This is a genomic window from Akkermansia muciniphila (assembly GCF_040616545.1).
Classification (GTDB): Bacteria; Verrucomicrobiota; Verrucomicrobiia; order Verrucomicrobiales; family Akkermansiaceae; genus Akkermansia; species Akkermansia muciniphila_E.
The window spans coordinates 1,734,262-1,756,952 of record NZ_CP156688.1; the positions used below are offsets into that span (position 1 = coordinate 1,734,262).

The 22,691-nt window shown below is 59.7% G+C and carries 18 protein-coding genes and 1 tRNA gene; 10 read left to right on the top strand and 9 right to left on the bottom strand.

Annotated features, from left to right (window positions below; translation table 11 throughout):
- Positions 1-120 precede the first annotated feature (120 nt).
- Complete coding sequence (locus ABGM91_RS07110; protein ID WP_251841507.1) at positions 121-636, bottom strand: peptide-methionine (R)-S-oxide reductase; 516 nt, start codon at positions 634-636, stop codon at positions 121-123.
- 111 nt (positions 637-747) lie between these two features.
- Positions 748-1,827, bottom strand: coding sequence for a DNA polymerase IV (gene dinB / locus ABGM91_RS07115; RefSeq protein ID WP_215429731.1), 1,080 nt, complete (start codon positions 1,825-1,827; stop codon positions 748-750).
- A 149-nt stretch (positions 1,828-1,976) separates the two neighbouring features.
- Between dinB and ABGM91_RS07120 the strand changes: the two genes are divergently transcribed.
- Positions 1,977-2,243 (top strand): hypothetical protein, encoded by a 267-nt coding sequence (locus tag ABGM91_RS07120; RefSeq protein WP_354830867.1) that lies wholly within the window; start codon positions 1,977-1,979, stop codon positions 2,241-2,243.
- A 356-nt stretch (positions 2,244-2,599) separates the two neighbouring features.
- On the opposite strand, the gene ABGM91_RS07125 is transcribed toward ABGM91_RS07120, so the two are convergent.
- The gene (locus tag ABGM91_RS07125; protein WP_354830870.1) at positions 2,600-3,553 is read right to left on the bottom strand and encodes a bifunctional helix-turn-helix transcriptional regulator/GNAT family N-acetyltransferase; all 954 of its coding nucleotides are present in this window, start codon (positions 3,551-3,553) and stop codon (positions 2,600-2,602) included.
- Between the two features lie 166 nt (positions 3,554-3,719).
- Between ABGM91_RS07125 and ABGM91_RS07130 the strand changes: the two genes are divergently transcribed.
- From ABGM91_RS07130 to ABGM91_RS07140, 3 genes are all read left to right on the top strand, one after another.
- Positions 3,720-5,186: an AlkA N-terminal domain-containing protein gene (locus tag ABGM91_RS07130; RefSeq protein ID WP_354830873.1), complete on the top strand. Its 1,467-nt coding sequence runs from the start codon at positions 3,720-3,722 to the stop codon at positions 5,184-5,186.
- Between the two features lie 5 nt (positions 5,187-5,191).
- On the top strand, positions 5,192-5,734 hold the full coding sequence (locus ABGM91_RS07135; protein WP_290566197.1) for a methylated-DNA--[protein]-cysteine S-methyltransferase: 543 nt from the start codon (positions 5,192-5,194) through the stop codon (positions 5,732-5,734).
- A gap of 81 nt (positions 5,735-5,815) precedes the next feature.
- A complete protein-coding gene (locus ABGM91_RS07140) occupies positions 5,816-6,223 on the top strand; it encodes an antibiotic biosynthesis monooxygenase (protein WP_354830876.1) in 408 nt (135 codons plus the stop codon).
- 225 nt (positions 6,224-6,448) lie between these two features.
- On the opposite strand, the gene ABGM91_RS07145 is transcribed toward ABGM91_RS07140, so the two are convergent.
- The 5 genes from ABGM91_RS07145 to ABGM91_RS07165 all read right to left on the bottom strand — a co-directional run bounded on the left by ABGM91_RS07145 (position 6,449) and on the right by ABGM91_RS07165 (position 11,700).
- A tRNA-Arg gene (locus ABGM91_RS07145) sits at positions 6,449-6,523 on the bottom strand.
- Positions 6,524-6,697: 174 nt separating this feature from the next.
- Positions 6,698-7,810, bottom strand: coding sequence for an ABC transporter permease (locus ABGM91_RS07150; protein WP_354830878.1), 1,113 nt, complete (start codon positions 7,808-7,810; stop codon positions 6,698-6,700).
- Positions 7,811-7,814: 4 nt separating this feature from the next.
- The gene (locus ABGM91_RS07155; protein ID WP_354830881.1) at positions 7,815-8,921 is read right to left on the bottom strand and encodes an ABC transporter permease; all 1,107 of its coding nucleotides are present in this window, start codon (positions 8,919-8,921) and stop codon (positions 7,815-7,817) included.
- Positions 8,918-10,681: an ATP-binding cassette domain-containing protein gene (locus ABGM91_RS07160; RefSeq protein WP_354830884.1), complete on the bottom strand. Its 1,764-nt coding sequence runs from the start codon at positions 10,679-10,681 to the stop codon at positions 8,918-8,920. The genes ABGM91_RS07155 and ABGM91_RS07160 overlap by 4 nt, the downstream gene beginning before the upstream one ends.
- Positions 10,678-11,700: an efflux RND transporter periplasmic adaptor subunit gene (locus tag ABGM91_RS07165; RefSeq protein WP_354830885.1), complete on the bottom strand. Its 1,023-nt coding sequence runs from the start codon at positions 11,698-11,700 to the stop codon at positions 10,678-10,680. The genes ABGM91_RS07160 and ABGM91_RS07165 overlap by 4 nt, the downstream gene beginning before the upstream one ends.
- A 135-nt stretch (positions 11,701-11,835) precedes the next feature.
- On the opposite strand from ABGM91_RS07165, the gene alaS reads away from it, so the two are divergent.
- Positions 11,836-14,661: an alanine--tRNA ligase gene (alaS, locus tag ABGM91_RS07170; protein WP_354834830.1), complete on the top strand. Its 2,826-nt coding sequence runs from the start codon at positions 11,836-11,838 to the stop codon at positions 14,659-14,661.
- A gap of 33 nt (positions 14,662-14,694) precedes the next feature.
- Positions 14,695-15,519, top strand: coding sequence for a CDP-diacylglycerol--serine O-phosphatidyltransferase (pssA, locus tag ABGM91_RS07175; RefSeq protein WP_102713129.1), 825 nt, complete (start codon positions 14,695-14,697; stop codon positions 15,517-15,519).
- A gap of 256 nt (positions 15,520-15,775) precedes the next feature.
- Here the strand turns inward: pssA and ABGM91_RS07180 are convergent, their stop codons facing one another.
- Positions 15,776-16,291, bottom strand: a complete 516-nt coding sequence (locus tag ABGM91_RS07180; RefSeq protein ID WP_290566204.1) for a hypothetical protein — start codon at positions 16,289-16,291, stop codon at positions 15,776-15,778.
- A gap of 64 nt (positions 16,292-16,355) precedes the next feature.
- On the opposite strand from ABGM91_RS07180, the gene folP reads away from it, so the two are divergent.
- From folP to ABGM91_RS07200, 4 genes are all read left to right on the top strand, one after another.
- On the top strand, positions 16,356-17,195 hold the full coding sequence (gene folP / locus ABGM91_RS07185; RefSeq protein ID WP_354830888.1) for a dihydropteroate synthase: 840 nt from the start codon (positions 16,356-16,358) through the stop codon (positions 17,193-17,195).
- An 8-nt stretch (positions 17,196-17,203) separates the two neighbouring features.
- Positions 17,204-19,798: a YfhO family protein gene (locus ABGM91_RS07190; protein WP_354830891.1), complete on the top strand. Its 2,595-nt coding sequence runs from the start codon at positions 17,204-17,206 to the stop codon at positions 19,796-19,798.
- Between the two features lie 151 nt (positions 19,799-19,949).
- On the top strand, positions 19,950-21,710 hold the full coding sequence (gene ispG, locus ABGM91_RS07195; protein WP_354830894.1) for a (E)-4-hydroxy-3-methylbut-2-enyl-diphosphate synthase: 1,761 nt from the start codon (positions 19,950-19,952) through the stop codon (positions 21,708-21,710).
- A gap of 29 nt (positions 21,711-21,739) precedes the next feature.
- On the top strand, positions 21,740-22,390 hold the full coding sequence (locus ABGM91_RS07200) for an SDR family oxidoreductase (RefSeq protein ID WP_354830896.1): 651 nt from the start codon (positions 21,740-21,742) through the stop codon (positions 22,388-22,390).
- The last annotated feature ends 301 nt before the right edge of the window (positions 22,391-22,691 follow it).

The window sequence follows — 22,691 nt, forward strand, 5'->3', positions numbered from 1 at the left end:
ATGATACCAAATTACGCGGGCACGGGAATGAATGTTTCAGCAAGGCATTGTTCCCGGAAAATTCTGTTTTCCGGGAGGTTTTGTCCGGTTGCCGGCTGGTCCTTTTTCGTGCTGTCCGCCTCAAGGGGAGCTGTGCGCCATGGCGGGCTGCGGCTCCGCCTGGAATTCCAGGGAGAGGGAATTGACGCAGTAGCGCGTATCCTTCAGCGTCAGGTGTTCCCCCATGAAGATATGGCCCAGATGGGCGCCGCAATGGGCGCATGTGACTTCCGTGCGCCGTCCGGAACCTGAGTGGATGCTTCTGACGGCATCCGGCAGGGAGTCGTCAAAGCAGGGCCAGCCGCATCCGGCGTCAAATTTGTCTTCCGACCGGAACAGGGCTTCCCCGCACTTGCGGCAGGAATAGGTTCCCTGCTCAAAGCAGTTGACGAACTCCCCGGAAAAGGGCGGTTCCGTGCCCTGGTGCTCGATGATGCGCTTTTCCGTTTCCGTGAGGGGGCGGCGCGTCCGGGAAGGACCGGGATCAGGCACGTCTTGGGAGGCGGGAATCCCCCCGTCCACGGCCATGACGCCTGCCACTCCTTCAGCGATTGTTCCTATCCATGATCTCCAGTGTCTCCGTTCTTCCTGATTCATACGTACCTATGACCAGGTAAGGGCGGATTTCGCTCATTCATACGCCAATATCTTGTGGATAAGGTTGATTTTAAGGGAAGAAGCCTAAAAATATGGGAGTCTGTGGGAGGATTAGTATTCCAGGTCCAGCCAAAGCTGTTCCCAGATTCCCCCGGCTTGCTCTTCCCTGGGATGGGAAACGGACAGGCCCAGCAGGCGGAAGGTACGGTCTCCGGAATCCAGGTCTTCCATCAGGGTGCGTGCCAGGGGCAGGATGTCCTCCGTCTCCGTCAGGCAATCCGGAACGGTCATGCTCCGGGACTTCTGGACGAAGTCCGGGAATTTGACTTTCAGCGTCAGCGTATTGCCCTGGAATCCGGAGCGCGCCAGGCGTCCCGCGAGCTCTTCCGACAGGAGGGGAAGGTGTGTTTTCAGGGCTTCCGCCTTGGTGGCGTCTTCCCGGTAAGTTTCTTCACAGCCCACGGATTTGCGGATGCGGGAAGGTTCCACGGGACGGTCGTCCAAACCGCGGGCGAAGTTGTAGAAGACTCCTCCTATCTTGCCGAAATGGCGGAGCAGGAAATCCAGGCTCCGTTCCCGGAGCTGCGCTCCGTTGGTGATGGAGAGGGCGCGCATGCGTTCCGCGGTGGCATGGCCTACCCCCCAGAAGGCCTCAATGGGAAGCCGCGCAATAAATTCTTCCGCGCGGGAGGGATGAATGGTGAACAGGCCGTCCGGCTTGCGGTAGTCTGAGGCGATCTTAGCCAGGAATTTATTGTAGGAAACGCCTGCGGAGGCCGTCAGATGAAGCTCCTGCCTGATTTCCCTCTTGATGCGCCGTGCAATATCTACAGCCAGCGGAATGCCCGGCTTGTTCTCCGTGACGTCCAGAAAAGCCTCATCCAGGGAAAGGGGTTCCACCAGGTCCGTATAACGGTGGAATATGGAGCGTATCTGCGCTGAAACGGATTTGTACACGTCCATGCGGTTGCTGGTGAAAATCAGCTTGGGGCAGAGTTTCATCGCCTTCATGGAAGGCATGGCGGAACGCACGCCGAAGCGGCGCGCCTCATAGCTGGCCGCCGCCACCACGCCGCGCATTTCCGGCCTGCCTACGGCAATGGGCTTGCCGCGGTATTCCGGATGGTCGCGCTGTTCAATGGATGCGTAAAAGGCATCCATATCCACATGGATGATTTTTCTCTGTTTCATGGGTGCGCTTCATGATCCCTAGTGAAGGGAAAATCATGAGAAAAGGGGCGCTGCCATCATAATGCAATTTTCCTGCCAAGTCCAGTTGGACGGGGTAAAGAAAGACTTGAACATGAAAGAAAGGGAGGTTTCTGGAAAACGCGGCGATTTTGAATGAAACGGTTTGCAGGAAGGTGGTTGAACACCGGAATTTCCAGGGGAAAATGGAGTGCCGCCATGCTGGACGCGAATATAAGGGATATGTTTCTTTTTCCGGCCGCGCCATGTATGAAGGAAATGGGGAGGCGGAAAAACAACTGGCCGTTTCCTCTCTGCACGGAGGAAACGGCCTTGCTGGTGTTGGGGCATGGAAAGGGGGGGGGCAGGATGCCTTTACCTTTTCCATTGATGGCAGTGCGACTTTCGCCACTGTTTAGTGGCGGAGAGAGGCGGGGAACCGGAGGGTAGGGGCCCGGTTCATCCCCATCTCTAACTGTTATAACGTCTGACTGCTGCCATCGTCCGAAAGAAGAGCGATTTTTTCCTAAAGAAAAAACTGCCGGGCCGGAACCAGTGGAGAAATGATCCCCTTATAATAAAAATCTGAGATCAGGGAATGGCAATGCTTCCTCTTTTTGATGAAGTTTGTTCACAAGACGCCAGACTGTTTTACCGGAAGAGGAGTGATGACCGTTTGACGGAGATATGAGGGAACATGAATTTTTTGACCGGAGGAAAAGACATTGGCTTTTCTCCGGAACTATTCGGGACGGGGTGCACAAAGGGTTGCGCGTTACCGGAGCGTCAGTTCCATCTGGATATTCACCCGTTCATAGGATGGGTGGTAAATCTCAACTTCCTTGAACCCCGCCTTTCTGTAGAGCTGGATGGCCGGGCGCAGCAGGGTATTGCTTTCCAGAAAGATTTTTTTGCAGCCCAGCTCTTTCGCCTTGGCGATGACGGTCCGGCACAGCAGCATGCCGATGCCTTTGCCCTGCGCGTTGGGGCTGACGGCAAGTTTGGCCAGCTCATACTGATGAACGGGGTCATCCTTTTTGCACAGGGCGCACACGCCGACCGGCTCCTCCTTATAAAGCGCCACGAAAATGTGGCCGCCCTTGTCCAGAATGTGCTCCTGCGGGTGGTCCAGCGCGTGATGGTCCGGTTCTTCCATCTGCCAGTGCGCCGTAATCCATTCTTCATTGAGCGTCTTGAAAGCGGCCTGGTAGCGGGGCTCGTAGGGAACGATGGCGATGTCCCTGCCTTCCCGTTCCTTTTTGGCCTCCTTCACCCGTTCCAGCAGCGTTTTTTCCGCCAGCAGGCCTTCCCATTCTTCAATCGCGCGCCACAGATCGTTCCGGGTCTGACGGGAAATTTGCTCCACGGCGGCTTCCACGTCGGGATACTGTTCCGCCATGATATCGGACATTTTCTTTCCTTTGGCGGATAGCATGATGAGGTTTCTCCGCCCGTCCGTTTTGTCCTTTTTTTCTTTTACCAGTCCCCTGGCCCCCATTTCCTTGACGATGTTGCTGACTGACGGGTGGGAGTGCCCGATTTCCTTTGCCATGGAGGTAATGGTCTTGGCCTCTCCCCGCGACAGGACGAAGAATACGGGAAACCATTTGGGGCGGATGTCCACACCGTACATCCGGAAGATCTGTGCGGCGTCATTCGTTATTTTGTCCGTCAGCATCCGCAGTCTGCTTCCAATGGCCATTTTGCCTGTCTGGTTGAAAAAATCCATGTTTCCGGCTTTTGTTGGGTTGTTAAAAATGTAACTGATTACGTAATTGGTTATATAATTGTTTTCCCGATGTCAAAATAATTTTTTTGGATGCATGTCCGAAAATGGCGAGAATCATTCCTGAGGTTTGCTATAGTGAGTCTCAAACGTGGAGTTTGCCAAAACCATGAAAGGAAATGAAAAGGCCTGGTATGCCGCTTTTAAATCCAAGGATGCCCGGTTTGACGGCCATTTCTTCGTGGGGGTTGTATCTACGGGCATTTATTGCCGGCCCATATGCCGGGCAAAGTTGCCCAGGCCCGGGAATTGCACCTATTACGCCACGGCGGCGGAAGCGGAACGGGCCGGATTCCGGCCTTGCCTGCAATGCCGCCCGGAGCTTGCGCCCGGGACCGCCCCGGTGGATGCCGCCTCTTCCCTGGCGCGCCGGGCGGCCAATTTCCTGGAGGAGAATTGCGGTGACATGGAAAGCCTGGAAGAGCTTGCCGCGCACCTGGGCTGTACCGGCCGGCATTTGCGCCGGGCTTTTGCCGCAGAGTTCAATGTTTCCCCCATTCAGTATTTGCAGACTCTCCGCCTTCTGCTGGCGAAGAATCTCCTGACGAGCACGAGGCTTTCGGTTCTGGACGTTGCCATGAGCGCGGGGTTCGGCAGTTTGCGGCGGTTCAATGAATTGTTCAAAAAAGAATACAGGCTTTCCCCTGCGGCATTGCGGAAGCTGGGGAAGGGAGAAGAGGAGGAAGGTTCCGGGATAACGCTGACGCTGCCTTACCGTCCTCCCTACCAGTGGGAGAAATTGCTTGATTTCCTCGCGCTGCGGGCCATTCCCGGTGTGGAGGCGGTAGGCAGCGGCGAATATGGCCGCACCGTGCGCCTTGCAACCGGAAGGCACAAGGATGTCTATGGCTGGATACGGGTAGGCCACCGTCCCGTGAAAAATGCCCTGGTCGTGGTGATTGCGAGGTCTCTGCTTCCCGTGTTGTCCCAGGTGCTTGCCAGGGTACGGCATTTGTTTGACTTGTATGGTGACCCGGCCGCAGTGGATGAAACGCTGGCTTCCATGAACAGGCTGTCTCCGGGACTGTATGTTCCCGGCACCCGGTTGCCCGGCTGCTTTGATCCTTATGAGCTGGCGGTCCGGACAGTGTTGGGACAGCGGGTTTCCATGAAGGCCGCGAATACCCTGGCAGGGAGATTGGCGCGGGGCCTTGGCGAGCCTGTGCGGACCGGAATGGAGGGACTGACCCATGTGTTTCCCGCGCCGGGGAGGGTTCTTTCCCTCAAGAGTCCGGAAAGCGCTGGATTGGGCATCTCCGGAATGACAGAAGCCGGGAGCAGGGCGGTTGTGGAACTGGCCCGCGCGTTTGAAGAAGGAGCGATTGATTTCAGTTTCCGGGCGGACCCTGAGACAGAAATGAAAAGGCTGATGAAGCTGCCCGGCATTGGAGCGTGGACGGCGCAGTACATTGCCATGCGGGCGCTCGGGTGGACGGACGCTTTTCCTTCAGCCGATCAAGGCATCGGAAGGGCGCTTGCTCCGCGTACGCAGAAGGAAATTCTTGCCCTGGCTGAAAGCTGGAGGCCGTGGCGCGGCTATGCCGCCGTCAATTTATGGAATTCATTAAAGAAGTAAGAAACATGGAATATTATTCGACACATTATTCATCCCCCCTGGGAATGCTTACGCTGGCCAGCGACGGTGGGAACCTTGCAGGCCTGTGGCTGGAAGGCCAGAAGTATTTTGGCGATACCGTCAGCGGGAACATGGAGGAAAGAGACGGTCTGCCTGTATTTGCCGCGGCAAAAGACTGGCTGGACAGGTATTTTGCAGGAGGGAAGCCCCGGATAAGTGAATTACCCCTGGCCCCCGTGGGTGGAGAGTTCCGCCAGGCCGTGTGGAGGATGCTCTGCGAAATTCCCTATGGGGAAGTAACTACTTACGGAGAAATTGCCCGGAAGATAGCCATGCGCGGGAATAAAAAGGGGATGTCTGCGCAGGCGGTGGGAGGAGCGGTGGGGCATAATCCCATTTCCATCATCATCCCATGCCACCGGGTGGTGGGCACAGGCGGGAGCCTGACAGGCTATGCGGGCGGAATTCCTGCAAAGATCAGGCTTCTGGAACTTGAAGGAGCCGATCTGACCCGTCTTTTCATGCCGAAAAAGGGAACGGCCCTTTAAAGAAAACCCTGACGCATTGTTCCTGCATGCGGCAGCGGAATTTCAAACAAGGATTAGTATAACAGGAATAAAAGAATCAGCATGGAGAAGATTGCAGAGCGGCGGGAAGCCACTGATGACGTCCACAAGAAGGGAAAGCCCGCGAGAGTAGCAGTGCTTTTTGAGGTAACACCCAGGAAGGAGGGCCATGAGGAATATCTCCGTTTAGCGGGCGCGCTGAAATCCGAGTTGGAGGGAATGCCGGGTTTCATCAGTGCGGAACGTTTTTCAAGCCTGAAGGAGGAGGGCAGGCTGCTCAGCCTTTCCCTCTGGGAAAATGAAGAGGCTGCCGCCGAATGGCGCAGGCGCATGAATCACAGAGCCTGCCAGAAGAGGGGGCGTGAAGCGCTTTTTGAACAATACAGAATACTGGTGGCTTCCGTTCTCCGCGAATATACGGGTGAAGCCGTCTCCAGGCCCCCCGGGATTCCAGCGGGTCAGGAAGCTTGAAGGAGCCATGATACCGCCTCCTTTTGCTCCGGGGAATGAAGCCTGGGGCCTTCCGGCCTGGAAAAGGACGGCTCAATACCCGAGAGCATTGGATTCAGAAAGAAGACCCGGAATGGGCATATCCGGATTGAAGGAATGCCGCTAGAAGATGTCTCCATGTCTTTTCCTTTCAAGAAAATAAAATCCGCAAGCTGTGATTAACAACGGCTTGCGGTGTGATGTGGGTGGTAGGCCCGGTAGGAATCGAACCTACATCGTCGGTACCGGAAACCGATGTCCTATCCATTGAACGACGAGCCCATGTTCTCAAGGAGAACGAAGGAGATAGAATAGAAAAACCGGGCCGGATGCAAGTATTTTTATGCGGGTGACGGGATTGGCGTGATGAAAATGTTCAAGACGAAAGACTAAGGGCAAAAGGGCGCCGGGATGTTCCGGGGGCCGGGAAGGGAGAGTTTCCCGTGGAGTTTTCCGTCAGGAGATTTTGTGATGGAAGGAGAAGATGGCGGCGAATACGGATACCGCCGTTACGATGAGAATGGCCCCGAAGAGCGGCCAGAGGTCCAGGAATCCGGCCCCTTCCAGGAAGATGCGCTGGATGAGCTCCAGGCCGTACCTCATGGGGTTGAGCAGGGTGAGGTCCTGGAAGATGTCCGGCATGCTGGAGATGGGGGTGGCGAAGCCGGAGAGCATGACCATGGGCACCAGGAGCAGGAAGGTTCCCACAATGGCCTGCTGGAGGGATTGGGCGAAGGAGGAGATGCACAGCCCGATGGCCGCTGCGGTGATGATGAAGAGCAGAATGGCCGCGGCAAGCAGCCAGATGGAGCCCTGGAAGGGGATGCGGAACCAGAACATGGCTACCAGCACCACGAAGACGGCCTGCATGGAACCGGTGATGACCGTGGCGATGCCTTTGCCCAGCAGGATTTCCCCCGGGTTGTACGGGGCTACCAGAAGCTGGTCAAAGGTGCCTTCCTCCCGTTCCCGGGCGATGGAGAGCGCGCCGGATAGGATGGAGTTGATCAGGGCGAGGACGGCAATGAGGCCGGGCACGATGAACCAGCGCGTGATGAGGTTGGGGTTGAACCAGGAGCGGGCTTCTATTTCCACCGGGGTGGCGGCGCCGTTTTTGACGGCCAGGTCCGCGCCGAAGCCGGAGGCGATTTGCTGGGCGTAGCCGAGGGCGATGGCTGCCGTGTTTGCGTTGCGCCCGTCCGCGATGAGCTGGAGGGAGGCGGGGCGGCCCGTCTGGAGGTTGCGGGAGAAGTCCGGCGGAATGGTGAGCCCTACGACAATGTCCCGGTTGTCGATCATGCGGTCGATGTCCTTTTCCGTGGCTGCCGTGGCCTGCCGCCGGAAGATGCCGGTGCCTTCCAGGTCCGCGATGTACTGGGCGGCCGCTTCCCCGCCGTCCTTGTCCAGCACGGCGTAAGGCACGCGCGTGACGTTCATGGTAGCCGCGTATCCGAAGATGCAGATCTGGATGACGGGCGGGATGATGAGGGCCATGCGGCTTTTTTTGTCCCGGAGGACGGCCAGCAGTTCCTTTTTGACGAGGGAGGCTATTCTGACGAAGAAGTCCATGGCGTTATTCTAGGGATTTGGGGGCTTTCAGGCGGGCGATGCCCATGAGGACGACGGCAAAGACGCCCAGCGTGATGCAGCACGGGATGATGACGGAGGGGATGTCCCCGGCCAGGAAGAGGGTCTGGAGCAGGGTGACGTAGTAGCGCGCCGGGATCATGTAGGTGAGGGCGCGCACGGCGGGCGGCATGTTCAGGATGTCATACAGGAAGCCGGAGAGCATGAGGGCCGGCATGAAGGTGCCCATGATGGCGAACTGGCAGGCCAGGAACTGGTTTTTCGTGGCGGTGGAGATGACGAGGCCCAGCCCCAGGGCTACGATCAGGAAGAGGGCGGAGACCGCCAGCAGCAGGGTGAGGGAGCCGCGGATGGGAATGTCAAAGACGAAGGCGGCGAAGACCATGGAGATGGCCAGGCTGACCATGCCCAGCAGGAAGTTGGTGGCCGCCTTGGCGGTGAGGATTTCCCCGCTGCCCACGGGGGTGACGAAGAGGCTTTCCAGCGTGCCCCGTTCATATTCCCGCGCCATGACCAGGGAGGTGAGGAGCGCCCCGATCATGGTCATGATGGTGACGATGACGCCGGGAACCAGGTAGTAGTGGCTGTCGTTGGCTTCATTGAAGCGGGTGCGCGTCTGCACGTCCAGCACGGGGGCGGACTGTCTGTCCAGGGAGGCCGCCCAGGAGCCCACAACGGCCTGGAGGTAGTTGCGGATGAGGGTGGCCTGGTTGGCGTTGACTCCGTTGACGACGATCTGGACTTTCGTGACGCCGCCGTTGAGCGTGTCCGGGGCGTCGCTTTGCAGGGCGATGAAGGCGTCCGCCTGATGGGTGCGCAGCTTTTCTTCCGCCTCGCGGGAGGAGAAGACGCGGGTGGTCTGGAAGTATTTGGAGAGGGTGAGGCGCGTTTCCAGGTTGGTGGATTCGCTGGAGGCCGGAACGGCCAGGTACGCGATGCGCACGTTTTTGATGTCCATGCTCATGCCGTAGCCGAAGAGGAGCAGGAGCACGGCGGGGAGAATGACGGCGATGCCGATGTTGCCGGGGTCCCTCACCACCTGGTGGAGTTCCTTGACGATGAGGGCGCCGATGCGTTTGAGGGAGGCCGTCATGATTTTTCCCCTCCCTTCCGCATGTGTTCCTCCGTGATGGCCAGGAAGGCGTCTTCCAGGGAGGCCGGGGCGCCGTCCTTGCGGGGCGGGGCATAGTTGCGTATTTCATCCGGAGAGCCTTCCGCCAGCGTGGTTCCGTCCATCATGATGAGCATGTTGTCGCAGAATTCCGCTTCCCCCAGAAAGTGGGTGGTGATGATGATGGTGACGCCTTTTTCCGCCAGGGAGTTGATGCGCAGCCAGAAGTCGCGCCGGGCCAGGGGGTCCGCGCCTGAGGTGGGTTCGTCCAGGAAGAGGATGTCCGGGGAGTGGAGCAGGCCGCACGCCATGCTCAGGCGCTGCTTGTAGCCGCCGGGCAGGTGGGCTGCGGGGGCATTCATGTACGGGGTGAGGTGGAATTCTTCTTCCATGGAGCGGATGGCGTCCCGCCGTTCCTTTCCGGCCATGCCATAGGCTCCGGCAAAGAATTCCAGGTTCTGCCGCGTGGTGAGCATGCCGTACATGGAGAATTTCTGGGCCACGTACCCCACTCTTCTCCGCGCGCGGGCGGCGGCGGTTCTCAGGTCCGCTCCGGCCACGTTAAGGGTGCCTCCGGTTGCGGGCAGGAGGCCGCAAAGCATGCGGAACGTGGTGCTTTTTCCGGCTCCATTTGGTCCCAGCAGGCCGAATACCTGCCCCCGGCTGACGGAGAAGCTGACGTGGTTGACGGCGGTGAAGCTGCCGAATTTGCGTACAAGGTCCGTTACCTGGATGATGGTTTCTCCGCCGGTCCCCTGGTCGGGAGGAGGTGTTTCCGCGGGAGCGGGGATGTCCTGCGGGGTGAGGTCCGTCTGTCCGGCCAGCAGGGTCATGAAGCCGTCGGAAAAATCCGGCTGCCCCGGCTGCGGGTGGTATTCCTCCAGCTTCTGCCGCGTGGGGTGGTCACGCGGCAGGATGATGCGCACGGTGCCTCCCTGTGGAGTGGCGTTGATGATTCCGGGCAGGGCGGCCAGCCTGCTCTGGAACTGGCGCGCGTGGATGCCTTCCGGCGTGCGTACGGTGATGCACATGCCCTCCGCGCGGGCGATGACGTCCGCGGGCGGAGCATCCATCAGCAGGCCCCCCTTGTACATGATGAGGGTGCGGTTGCAGTAGGCGGATTCATCCATGTAGGAGGTGCTGACCAGCACGCCCACGCCTTCCTCACGGGAGAACTGCCCCAGGATGTTCCAGAGTTCCCGGCGTGAGAGCGGGTCCACCCCCACGGTGGGTTCATCCAGCAGGATCAGGGGCGGGGAGGAGACCAGGGAACAGCACAGCCCCAGCTTCTGCTTCATGCCGCCGGAGAGCTTGCCCGCCAGGCGCGTGGTGAAGCGCTCCAGGCTGGTCATGGAGAGCAGGCTGCGGAAGCGTTTTTCCCGGTCCTGACCGGAGACGCCGTGCATGCGGGCGTAAAGCTCCATGTTTTCCCTCACGGTAAGATCCTCGTAAAGACCGAATTTCTGCGGCATGTACCCGATGGAGGCCTGAATGGCCCGCGCTTTTTTGACGGAGTCCAGATTGAGTACGGAAATGGAGCCTTCATGCGGCTTCATCAGTCCGGTGATGAGGCGGATGAGGGTGGTTTTTCCCGCGCCGTCCGGCCCCAGCAGGCCCACGATTTCCCCGGGGGAAAGGCGGAAGGAGACGCCGTCCACCGCCGCAAAGGGAACGCCCGCCGGGTCCGGAAACATTTTACGGACGTTCCGGCAGTCAATCAGGGGCTGGGAGTCCGCGTTCATGGCCTGGGCTGTTCCAGAGCCCGCTGCCCGGCGGCTTGGTCCAGCGGGATGGTGACCGTGGCGGGGGCGCCCAGCCGCAGCCGGTTGTCCGGATCGTCCACGATGATGCGCACTTCATATACCAGGGCGGTCCGGAGGTCCGGCGTTTCCACGTTCTTGGGCGTGAATTCCGCCACGGAGGAGATGAAGCCCACCGTTCCCTTGAAGTCCGTATCCGGGAAGCTGTCGTTATGGACGGTGGCGGAAAAGCCGGGTTTTACCTTTCCCAGCTGGGATTCGGTCAGATAGGCCCTGACCCATTTGGTGTGGTTCAGGGAGAGGTTGTACACGGGTTTCTGCGGGGAGGCCATGTCCCCCTTTTCCAGAATCCGGTTGCGCACCACGGCGTTGCTTGGGGCGTAAAGCACGGCGTCCTTCAGGTTCTGTTCCCTGATGACCAGGTTGGCCTTCGCCTGGTTATACTGGGCCAGGGACTGGGCAATGTCTTCCGCGCGGGAGCCCGCCAGCAGCAGTTCCAGCTGTTTTCTGGCTACGTCCAGGTTGGCCGCCGCCACTTGCTGGGAGGCTACGGCGTCGTCCGCCTCCTGCCGGGAGATGGATTTGGTGTCAGCCAGTGCCACTAGTCTCTTGCTGCGCACTGCGGCGTTGTTCAGCGTGGCTTCCGCCGCTTCCACGTTTGACCGCGCCTGGGCTATTTCCTCCGCGCGCGGGCCGTTTTTAACGCGCAGGTAGTTCTGGCGCGCGGCCTCCGCCGTCTGGCGCGCTTCATCCACAGCCTGCTGCAGGCGCACCGTTTCCAGCGTGGCAAGTTTCTGCCCGGGGACCACGGTGTCTCCCTCATCCACCAGCACGGAGTCAATCCGTTCGGAGATCAGGAAGGCCAGGTCCACCTGGCGCAGGTCCACGTTGCCGTAAAGGACGGCTTTATCCTCAGGCCCGGACGGAGCTTCCCGGTAGATGAACCAGGCTGCCGCTCCTGCCGCCGCAAGAAGAATCAGGAGGATCACCAGTTTTTTCATGTCTCTATTTATACAAGTGTATAATTTTTTACAAGTAAAAATACGTCCGGCATGACGGAGAAGGAATTAGCGGTTTACTAACGGGGGCGGAACAGGCATAATCCGGCGACTTTTACTTTTCCTATTATTGATATGATGACCGCCACCGAGATACGCCAAAGCTTTCTGGACTTTTTCCGCGAGAAACAGCACACGGTCGTGCCCTCTGCTTCTTTGATGCCCCAGAGCCCCGGATTGTTGTTCACTAATGCCGGCATGAACCAGTTTGTTCCGTATTTCCTGGGGGTATGGACCCCGCCGTGGACGCCTGCCCGCGCCACGGACACTCAGAAGTGCATCCGCGCCGGCGGCAAGCACAACGACCTGGAGGATGTGGGTTATGATTCCTACCACCATACGTTTTTTGAAATGCTGGGGAATTGGTCCTTTGGGGATTATTTCAAGAAGGAGGCCATCCAGTGGGCCTGGGAGCTGGTGGTGGAACGGTGGGGGTTCCCGGCGGAACGGCTGTACGCCACCGTATACTCGCCGGACAAGAGCAAGGGCGATCCCGGAGAGTTTGACCAGGAGGCCTGGGATTACTGGGCGGAGCTGTTCCGTTCCCGCGGTCTGGACCCGGACGTGCAGATCGTGCACGGGAACGTGAAGGATAATTTCTGGATGATGGGTGAAACCGGCCCCTGCGGCCCCTGTTCCGAGCTGCACGTGGACCTGACCCCGAAGGGGGATACGAAGGGGAGCCTGGTGAACAAGGATTCCGACCAGTGCATAGAAATCTGGAACCTGGTGTTCATCCAGTATAATGCGGAGAGCAACGGTTCCATGCGCAATCTTCCGGCGTGCCATGTGGATACGGGCATGGGCTTTGAACGCGCGTGCTCCATCATGCAGTGCACGGACGGGTTCAAGGATTTTTCCCGCAAGCCGTCCAATTACGCCACGGACGTGTTCCGTCCCCTGTTTGACCGTCTGGAGGTTTTAAGCGGACGCAAGTATGCGGACGTGTATCCGGCGCCCGGTTCCAAGAAGGTGGGCGCGCAGGATGATTCCCTTCAGGAGGCGATTGCCTTCCGCGTGATTGCGGACCATCTGCGCACGCTCAGTTTTTCCATAGCGGACGGCATTTTGCCTGGCAACAACGGCCGTAATTACGTGCTGCGCCGCATTCTGCGCCGTGCCGTGCGCTACGGCCGGCGCCTGGGCTTCACCCAGCCGTTCCTGGCGGAACTGGTGGATACGCTGGTGGAATCCTTCGGCCAGGTGTTCCCTGAGCTCGCCACCCGCGCCGCCACCGTGAAGGAGGTGCTGAACCGTGAAGAGGCCAGCTTTAATGAAACGCTGGACCGCGGCCTGGAATTGTTTGATGCGGAAACGGCTTCCGCCGGAAAGGTGAGCGGGGAGTTTGCGTTCAAGCTGTATGATACGTACGGTTTCCCGATTGACCTGACGGCCCTGCTTGCGGAAGAACGCGGGCTGGAAATTGACATGGACGGGTTCAACAGGCTGATGAATGAGCAACGGGAACGCGCCCGCGCCGCCCGCAAGAGCGAGGTGGTCCGCGCCCTGGATTTGAAGACGGATGCCGTGACGGAGTTCACGGGGTACGATGTGGACGAATGCGCCGCCACGGTGTTGGAAGTGAGCCGCCAGGGGGATTCCCTGTTCATCATTACGGACAAGACTCCGTTTTACGCGGAGATGGGCGGCCAGGTTTCCGATGCCGGGTTGATTGAAATAGGCGGGGACAGCTACCATGTGATGGCCGTCCAGCAGATCGGGAATGCCCGCGCCCATGTGGTGGAAGCCCGCGAGGGGCTGGCCGTGAAGCCGGGGGACCGCGTGCATCTGAGCATTGACGCGGAACGCCGCCGCCGTGTGGAGGCGCACCATACCGCCACCCACCTTCTTCACTGCGCCCTGCACCAGGTGGTGAGCCCGGATGCGGCCCAGCAGGGTTCCTACGTTTCGGAAGACCGCCTGCGCTTTGACTTTAACAGCGGCGCCGTCACGCCGGACCAGCTCCGCCGGATTGAAGAGAAGGTGAACGGCTGGATTGAGGAGGCCCTGCCGGTTCACTGCACGGAACGCGCCTATGCGGACGTGAAGGGAAATTCCGCGATTGCCCAGTTCTTTGGCGACAAGTACGGGGACGTGGTGCGCGTGGTCCAGGTGGGCGGCTGCCGGAATGAACTGGACGGCGTTTCCATGGAGTTCTGCGGCGGCACGCACATTGCCAATACGAAGGATATAGGCCTGTTCAAGATCAAGAGCGAGGGGGCCATCGCCTCCGGCGTGCGCCGCATTGAGGCCATGACGGGAGACGCGGCTCTGGAAATGATCCGCCAGCACGTCGTCGCCAAAAGCCTGGAAATCGCCAGGGCGGTGGAAAAAATCAAGGAGGTGAATGGGGAACTGGCGGATATGGGGCTGGAACAGGTCCCGGTCCCCACGATTGAAGGCAAGCCGGGGCTGTCCGCCCTGGGCGCTTCCGACATTCGGACGGTGAATGATTCCCTGGCGCGTTTTGACGCCTCCGTGGAGCATTTCAAGCAGACGGCCCTGGAGGCGGAAAAGAAGCTTAAGAAGGCCCGCGCCGGGCAGTCCGCCGCCAGGGCTGACGCCCTGCTGAATGAATGGCTTTCCGATGACCCCGCCTCCCTGATCCAGGTGGCGGAGGGCGCCGGGGAATTGCTCCAGGAATTACTGAACGGTCTGAAAAAGCGCCAGTATGCGGGCGCCGCCTTCCTGCTGTGCGTGGACAGTTCTTCCTTGCTCCTGGGCGCTTATTGTGGCAAAGATGCCATTGCGGACGGATTGTCCGCCGGAGACATGATCCGTGAGGTTTCCGCTCTTGCCGGAGGCAAGGGGGGCGGCCGTGCGGACCAGGCCCGCGGTTCCGCCCCGCAGGATGCAGATCCCCAGGCCCTGGCTGCGGCGGCCCGCAATATTATTAATGATTAGCCCCGTACAGGGGCGCCCCACTGGATACTGATCATGGACAAGAAGATTTTTCCGGACGAACCTGAGATTCCCATTCTGCCGAACCTGTTTACGGCAGGGAACCTGGTGTGCGGATTTTTCGCCATTCTGACGATTTTTGAAGGGATCAACCAGGCGGACAGCGACGCCGTGGCGGCCTTTTCCTATTACCAGAATGCCACGTTCCTGATTTTCGCGGCGTGCCTGTTTGATTTGTTTGACGGCCGCATCGCGCGCATGCGCGGGCAGGACGGCCCGTTTGGACGGGAGTTTGACTCCCTGGCGGACATCGTCTCCTTCGGCATCGCCCCGGCGCTGCTGGTGGCCAAGGCCGTCCTGTTCCAGCTTTCTCCGCCGGAGGTGGGTTGGGGCATCGGCATCCTGTACCTGCTGTGCGCCGCCCTGCGCCTGGCGCGGTTCAACTGCATGGCGGCCGCTCCCCGGAAGGAGGGGCAGAGCAGCGATTTTGTGGGCCTGCCCGTTCCGATGGCGGCGGGAGCCGTGGTTTCCACCATGTACCTGGTGATGTACCTGGCGGGCAGGGCTCCGGACGGAGCCATGGACCTGGGCGTGTTCAAGTACGTGATTGCGCTGGCGATGGCGGGAGTGTCCGTCCTGATGATGAGCCGGGTGGTTTATCCCAGCTTCAAGCATATCAACATGCGTACGCGGGGAACGATGTACGCGATCGTGCTCATTGTGCTGGCGGTCATCTGTATTTTCAAGTTCCCGTGGGTGATGCCCGCGGTCATTTTCTCCATTTACCTGCTTTACGGACTGGTGCGTCCCTGGGTGGCCCGCCGCTGGCGGAACAGGCTGGAGGCCAGCGACGAGGAATAAGACTCCCCGCTCTGTTGACGGGGCGTTCCTGAATCCGCCCCCGTTTCCGGTACAGGACGGATTGAGGCGGTTGACGCGGGGAGCCGTGTTTTAGACTTAAACAGGACATTCGTGCGCGTTCCTCCCTTGTTGGGAGAGGTGCGTATCCCTCCGGCCTGCTTCACGCGGCATGAAAGGTAAAACCGGACGGGCATCACGGGGATGGGACCGGTTGAAAGGTGGTGGGGTGGAACAGTTTTCCCCGGTATTCCGGAGCCTACTTGTTCTTCTTTTCGAAGTCGGCGGCAAAGGGGTCCTTTTCCGGAGCGGTTTCCTTGCCGTATTTCTCCACGTTTTTGTTGTCTTTAACCAGGGTGATGCACACGGGCTTGCTACGGTTGCCCATGGCGTCATACCTGTAAAGGAAGCGGCGCACGAGTTCCTTGGTCTTGGAGTCGAACATCCGTTCTTCCACCAGCTCTGCGTTCTGGTTGTAGCCGTAGCTTACGTAGAACAGCTCGTTTTTCTGCCCGTCGAAGATGAGGCAGGAGAGAAGCTGGTTGTATTTGCCCCGGGTGTAAAGCGTTACGGAAACCAGCACGTTATGGGTATTGTAAGTCGTTTTTTTCATCCCCTTGCCTTCGTTGGTCTTTTCAAAATAGCTGCGTGATCCGTCTTCATGCTTGACCAGGCGGGAGGAGGAGGTCTGGACATTGAAATCGTCCTGGCCGGCAGCCAGGGCTCCAGATGTCATGGCCAGGGGAACGATGAGAAGCAGGGGCGATATTTTCATGATGAAAAAAGTGTTTCTGACTTATTAAAGTGATGTATAGTGCCTTTGACAAGAACGTAATTAGATGAACTGGCTTGTAAGGCGAGACCTATTGAATGTGGAGCGCGGAGGCGTGCTGATGGGAATAGTGAATGTGACTCCGGATTCCTTTTCCGACGGAGGGCGGTTCCATACGCTGGAACGCGCCGTCTCCCATGCGAAGGAGCTTGAACGGCAGGGCGCTCTGATTCTGGATATAGGCGGGGAGTCCACCAGGCCGGGGGCCGCGGAGGTTTCCGTGGAGGAGGAACTGGACCGGGTGCTTCCCGTGGTGCGGGAATTGCGCCCGTGCACGGAGGCCGTGATTTCCGTGGATACCCGCCATGCAGCCGTGGCAGAAGCCGTGCTGGAAGCCGGGGCGGACGTGATCAATGATATTTCCGGATTGCAGGAGGAGGGAATGGCGGAGCTGTGCGCCGCGGCGCGTTGCGGCGTGGTGGTGATGCACATGCAGGGAACGCCGGAGACGATGCAGGAGGCGCCTTCCTATGGTGACGTGGTGGGGGAGGTGCGCAGTTATTTTGAGGAACGTTATGATTTTCTGCTGGCGCGCGGGCTTGTTCCGGAACAGATTTGCTGGGATCCCGGCATCGGCTTCGGCAAGACGGTGGAACACAATCTGGCCCTGCTGTCCAATATGGACAAGCTTCAGGTGGCGGGGCGCCCGGTGCTGCTGGGCCTTTCCCGCAAGCGCATGCTGGGCGCCATTCTGGGAAGTGTGGAGCAGGGGCGCGCCCCGCTGGGCACCGCCGTGATGACGGTGTGGGGCCATCTGCACGGCGCCGGTATCCACCGTGTCCATGACGTGGAGGAGTGCGCCCGCGCCCTGAAACTGGTGCAGACCGCTGAACCTTTTGTCCGCTGACCGCTCCCATGGAACCCGCTTCATCCCGTCCGGTATTGACGTCTCTGGCCTCCATGGCGTTTGCCCTGGCGGCATTGTTCCTGTTTCTGGCGGTGCGGGGTATTTGGCCGCTTGGAGGCCATTTTCTGGAATACATGGATAACGGGCAGCTCGTTTATCCCACCTTGAAGTATTACGCGTCCGCCCTGATGAGCGGCATGTGTGACGGGTCCTTTTTTTATGATGTCAATTCCGGTGCGGGTATTCGCGTGAGCCCCACGCTGCCGCACCAGCTGCTGGTTCCCTCCACCTGGATTGCCGTAGCCATGGGGGACTCCTTCCTGTTGAAGGACATGGTCTGGGTGATGCTGGCGGATGTGATGTGCATCTGCCTGACGGCCTCCTGGTTCCTGAGGCGCGTGTTTCCCTCCCTGTCCGTGTGCTGGACCGTGCTCCTGACGGCGGGATATGCGCTGGGGGGATTTTTCCAGACCAAGTACGGATTCATGCAGTTTCTGGACCATGCGGCCATGTTCCCCCTGTTTGCCCTGGGCCTTTACCGGCTGGTAAACGGGGGAAAGGGGTGGCTGTACGCCGTGGGGCTTTTTCTGCTGGCCACTTCCCTGTACAGCGCATTCATGGCTGTTGTCCTTGGCTGGCTGTTCGCCTGGGCCTATACGCTGCCCCTGAAAGGAACGGAGGAACGCCGCGTGCGCCTGGCCCGCGTGTTCTGGTACACGGCGGCGGTGACGCTGGCTACCTGCTACTACTGGTTGCCGATGATGGACATGAGCCGGGATTCCATGCGCTCCCTGTTCATGACTGCGCCCACGTTTTTTGAACTGACGTGGCCGTTTGACCCTCCCAAATTCCTGGAACGCCTGTATGCGTGCCTGCCGGGAATGGCCTGCGCCTCCCTGGCGGCCGTCTATCTGGCCTATGGGAGGAAGGAGGCTTCTTCATCGGACCGGGGGAGGCGGTTGTTCCTTCTCCTGCTGGGCGCGTCCGTGCTTCCCGCATTCATTGAACCCCTTCACCGGGCCGCCCATCTGTGGAGCTATGTGGATTTTCCCGTCCGGTTCGGGTTCATCCCCAATCTGGTGGCAGTCTCTTTTTGCGCCTGGATTTTGTCCGGCGGCAGGCTGCCGGAACCGGCGGGGCGCAACTGGGGCTGGGGGCTGTGCCTGGGCCTTCCCGCGGCGGCTTTTGCCGTTTCCCTGCTTGTCCTTTCCGTGACGGATGCGGATTTGGCGGTGCGCCTGCTGCCCCTGCTGTTTTTTGCGTGTGCATGGTTCTGCTGGCGGCATGCGGAAGGCGGGAAGCTGGCATGGTCCATCGCCGCCGTGATGATGCTGGGGCTGCCCGTGGGGGCTGCCGCATTCTGGAAGCGGGGAGAAGAGGAGAAAGCCGCTGTCCAGGCTCTCCATGCGGAGTGGCTGGCGCGCCGCATGGACGGGTGCGCCGGGCTTCTGCGCGTGAAGGACAGGGACCGCCTGCTGGTGGAGAATTCCGCCTGCCTGGGGCCGGTGCCTAGCATCAGCAATTTCCGGCATACCACGAGCATAGCCCATTTCCGTTTTCTGAAAAACCTGGGGTACCGGGATGAATTCACGCGCACGTACGGACAAGGGGGAACCCTGTTCTCAGATTTGCTGCTGGGGAATGGATTTATGCTGGCGTCCCGTCCCGTGGAAGGAATGGAAAGGGTGCTTTCCGGGCACGGGATGCACTTGTACAGGCTTCCGGGCGCCCGGTGGGGGCTGGTGGTTCCCCAAAACGCTCTGGGACTGAGGCTTGATGCGGAGGCTGATGTATTCACGAATCTCAATGCCTTGCATGCCGCTCTTTGTCCATCTGGGGAAGGGGCCCTGTACGTTCCCGTGGAAGTGCAGACGGAGAAGGATGGTGATGGATACAGGGGGAAGATTGCGGAATGTTCCGGCGCTGTGTACGGATTTCCGCAAACGGATATTGATGACTTCCGGGTCAATGGGCTGGCCGTCCCTGTGATGGCAGTGGCGCAGGGGAAGCCGGGCTGGACGGGGCGCACTTATAACGGAGTTTTGGAATTGAAGCAGGCGGGCAGAGCCGGGGAAACCGTAGTGGAGGGAATTCTGCGCCGTCCGGTGGAGGCCCCTCTTCTGGCGGCTGAGGCGCGCGTGCCGGAGCAGGAAGTGCCGGTGCTGGGCAGGGAACAGGATAAGTACGGGCTGGAGGCACGGGGATGGGGAGGGCATGTGGAGGCCGTTTTGTCCGCTGGAAAGGAAGAGGCGTTAATGATTCCAGTGGTTTACGACCGGGGATGGAAAGCCGAACGCAACGGCGTGGAAGCGCCCATTGAAAAAGTGGGGGAATTGATGGCGGTGCGTCTGGACGAGGGGCGTAACCGGGTGGTGTTTGATTATTACCCCCCCTTGTTAAAGGCTGCCCTGCTCGTGTCTGCGGGGGCGGCTGCGTTCTTTTTACTATGCGCGTGGCGGGTGCGGCGGCATCCGGAATCTCCCTTGAGAAGGCTGGCTGTGGGCGCCGGATACCGTTTGTTCCTGTGCTGTTCCGCACTTGTGCTGGGGGCGGTGTATATAGGGTCCGTTGTTTTGTTTATCGTGCAGTCCCTGGGGATGTGAGAAAAGCTTTCCCCTGACGGAATGCTTCCGGACGGGAAGAAGGCATTCAGCGTATGCACCACCGGTTTTTCCGCTTTTACCGGGCGTGGTGAAGAGATGTTCTGTTTTGAAGGATGGTTGACAGCGCGGCGCGGCGCGGTAGAGTGGTTGCATGCAGTCTTCCTATTGTCCGAGTCCTTATCGATATACGCGCCGCGTGACCCGGGAGGTCATGGTGGGGAATGTGGGGGTGGGCGGGTCCAATCCCATCCGGGTCCAGTCCATGCTGACGTCTGATACGCGGGATACGGACGCCTGCGTGAAGGAGGCTCTGGAACTGGCCGCCGCCGGGTGCGAGATTATCCGCCTGACGGCCCAGACCAAGGCGTATGCCGCCAATCTGGAAAACATATCCCGTGAATTGCGCGCCGCGGGCTGTCATGTGCCGCTGGTGGCGGATATTCATTTCAAGCCGGATGCCGCGATGGAGGCCGCCAAATGGGTGGAGAAGATACGCATTAATCCCGGCAATTTCATCGACAAGAAGAAGTTTGAAGTGCGGGAATATTCGGACGCGGAATATAACGAGGAGCTGGAACGCCTGCGGGAGGAGTTTACTCCCCTGGTGCTGTTTTGCCGGGAACATGGGCGTGCCATGCGCATCGGGTCCAATCACGGTTCCCTGTCCGACCGCATTTTGAACCGTTTTGGAGATACCCCGGAGGGGATGGTGGAGAGCGCGATTGAGTTTGCCCGGATTGCCCGCGACCTGGATTACCATTCCCTGGTGTTTTCCATGAAGGCCTCCAACGTGAAGGTGATGGTGGCCGCCTACCGCCTGCTGGTGGAGCGCCTGAATGCGCTGGGCCCGGACTGGAATTATCCCATTCATCTGGGGGTGACGGAAGCCGGAGGGGGCGAGGATGGACGCATCAAGAGCGCCGTGGGCATCGGTTCCCTGCTGATGGACGGCATTGGGGATACCCTGCGCGTCTCCCTGACGGAGGACGCCGTGCGGGAAGTGCCGGTGGCCTACCGCCTGTCCAATCCGTTCCAGCCGTCGGAACGTTCCGATGATCCTCCTTCTTCCTTTCCTGAACCTGAACTGGGGTTCGATCCCCTGAAGTTTTCCAAAAGGCAGGGGGGATTGGCGATGTGCTACGGCGTGCGCCTGGGCTGGGACCAGCCCGTGCGGGTGGTTGTGCCGGATGCCGGGTTTTACTCCCTTCAGACGGAACGGGAGGCGATGGGGGACATGATGCCGGAACTGGCTTATGGCCAGCTGGATGCCATTGAGGTGGACCCCCGGCGCGACGATGACCTTGAGCCGCTAAAAGAATTGGCGGAGCCGTCCATTGTCACCGTGAAGAACGGCCTGGACATGGAACCCGTTTATGCCTTCCGCCTGCTGGCGTCCCGCATTGAAGACAGGCACCTGGTTCTGCTGAAGGATACGCTGGTTCCCGGTTCCGTTTCCGATGAAGACGTGCCGCTGGTGGCTGCGCGCAATATCGGCTCCCTGCTGAGCGACGGCATTGGGGATGCGCTGCTGATTCAGGGAGAGTCCGATCCGCGGCTGGCTTCCTTCCTGGGATTCAATATTTTACAGGCTACCGGAACGCGCCTGACCCGGGCGGATTATGTTTCCTGCCCGTCCTGCGGGCGCACCCTCTACAATATTCAGGAGGCTACCGCCCGCATCCGGAAAGCCACGGAGCATTTGAAGGGCGTGAAGATTGCCGTGATGGGGTGCATTGTGAACGGGCCCGGTGAAATGGCGGATGCCGATTTCGGCTATGTGGGCGGCGCTCCGAACAAGATCAACCTGTACGTGAAGCATACCCCCGTCAAGTTCAACATTCCCCAGGAGGAGGCCGTGGAGCGGCTGGTGGACCTGATCAAGGAATACGGACGGTGGGTGGACCCCAAGTGAGGCTCTGATGGTTCTGGAAAGATTCCGGTATGGGAAGGTTGTTCATCAGCGGCGGTCACGGCGGTTTGGCGCGGGCCGCCGTGGAATGCTTTACCGCTGCCGGCTGGGAGGCGGATGCGCCGTCCCATGCGGAGCTGGATGTGGAGGACCGCTCCGCCGTGCGCCGCTGGTTTGACGGGCATCCCGCCTATGATCTGGCGGTCTGCGCCGCCGGAATCACCAGGGACAGGCCATTCCTGAAACAGACGGAGAAGGAATGGGACGAGGTGATGAACGTGAATGTGACAGGAGCCGCCTGGTGCGCCCGCTGTGCCGCCGCAGCTATGATACGGGAGAAACGGGAAGGGCAGGTGGTGATGATCGGTTCCTATGCGGCGCTTCGCCCGTCGCCCTCCCAGGCGGCTTATGCCGCTTCCAAGTCCGCCCTGGAAGGGTTGGTGAAGAGCCTGGCGCGGGAATGGGGAAGGGAAGGAATCCGCGTGAACCTGGTGCTGCCGGGGTTCATGCTGACGGAGATGACCGCGGGGCTGAGGGAGAGTGTGAAGGAGGCGGCTTTATCCCGGCATGTGCTGGGCAGGTTTAATACGCCGGAAAAGGCCGCGGCATTCCTGCTGTTTTTGCAGGAAATTCTCACGGCGGTTTCCGGCCAGGCGTTTGATCTGGACAGCCGGATTGTCTGATGATGAGTTGCGGATTTCTTATCCGCCACGTGTCCGGAAGCTGGGAAAATGGGCGCAGGATACGGAAAGGGATGAAGGGATCAATTCCCTCCGCTGCGCTTCAGAGGGTGTTTAACCATGGGGCCCGGGAAATCTTCATTCCAGGTTGGAGGCTACCTGCCTGCCCGTGGTGCATTTCCCTTCCTGCGGTCCCTTATGGCTTCGTGGTCCGGGAATAAGGAGTAAGTTCGTCCGTCTTCGGAAACGCCTGCTTTTCAGACTTCCTGCCGCGCATTCCGTCCGTCCGCCAGGCGGATGCCCG

Excerpts from the sequence above, each read along its gene's own strand:
- ABGM91_RS07110 (WP_251841507.1), bottom strand. The coding sequence starts at position 636 with ATGAATCAGGAAGAACGGAGACACTGGAGATCATGGATAGGAACAATC.
- dinB (WP_215429731.1), bottom strand. The coding sequence starts at position 1,827 with ATGAAACAGAGAAAAATCATCCATGTGGATATGGATGCCTTTTACGCA.
- ABGM91_RS07125 (WP_354830870.1), bottom strand. The coding sequence starts at position 3,553 with ATGGATTTTTTCAACCAGACAGGCAAAATGGCCATTGGAAGCAGACTG.
- ABGM91_RS07130 (WP_354830873.1), top strand. The coding sequence starts at position 3,720 with ATGAAAGGAAATGAAAAGGCCTGGTATGCCGCTTTTAAATCCAAGGAT.
- ABGM91_RS07135 (WP_290566197.1), top strand. The coding sequence starts at position 5,192 with ATGGAATATTATTCGACACATTATTCATCCCCCCTGGGAATGCTTACG.
- ABGM91_RS07140 (WP_354830876.1), top strand. The coding sequence starts at position 5,816 with ATGGAGAAGATTGCAGAGCGGCGGGAAGCCACTGATGACGTCCACAAG.
- ABGM91_RS07150 (WP_354830878.1), bottom strand. The coding sequence starts at position 7,810 with ATGGACTTCTTCGTCAGAATAGCCTCCCTCGTCAAAAAGGAACTGCTG.
- ABGM91_RS07155 (WP_354830881.1), bottom strand. The coding sequence starts at position 8,921 with ATGACGGCCTCCCTCAAACGCATCGGCGCCCTCATCGTCAAGGAACTC.
- ABGM91_RS07160 (WP_354830884.1), bottom strand. The coding sequence starts at position 10,681 with ATGAACGCGGACTCCCAGCCCCTGATTGACTGCCGGAACGTCCGTAAA.
- ABGM91_RS07165 (WP_354830885.1), bottom strand. The coding sequence starts at position 11,700 with ATGAAAAAACTGGTGATCCTCCTGATTCTTCTTGCGGCGGCAGGAGCG.
- alaS (WP_354834830.1), top strand. The coding sequence starts at position 11,836 with ATGACCGCCACCGAGATACGCCAAAGCTTTCTGGACTTTTTCCGCGAG.
- pssA (WP_102713129.1), top strand. The coding sequence starts at position 14,695 with ATGGACAAGAAGATTTTTCCGGACGAACCTGAGATTCCCATTCTGCCG.
- ABGM91_RS07180 (WP_290566204.1), bottom strand. The coding sequence starts at position 16,291 with ATGAAAATATCGCCCCTGCTTCTCATCGTTCCCCTGGCCATGACATCT.
- folP (WP_354830888.1), top strand. The coding sequence starts at position 16,356 with ATGAACTGGCTTGTAAGGCGAGACCTATTGAATGTGGAGCGCGGAGGC.
- ABGM91_RS07190 (WP_354830891.1), top strand. The coding sequence starts at position 17,204 with ATGGAACCCGCTTCATCCCGTCCGGTATTGACGTCTCTGGCCTCCATG.
- ispG (WP_354830894.1), top strand. The coding sequence starts at position 19,950 with ATGCAGTCTTCCTATTGTCCGAGTCCTTATCGATATACGCGCCGCGTG.
- ABGM91_RS07200 (WP_354830896.1), top strand. The coding sequence starts at position 21,740 with ATGGGAAGGTTGTTCATCAGCGGCGGTCACGGCGGTTTGGCGCGGGCC.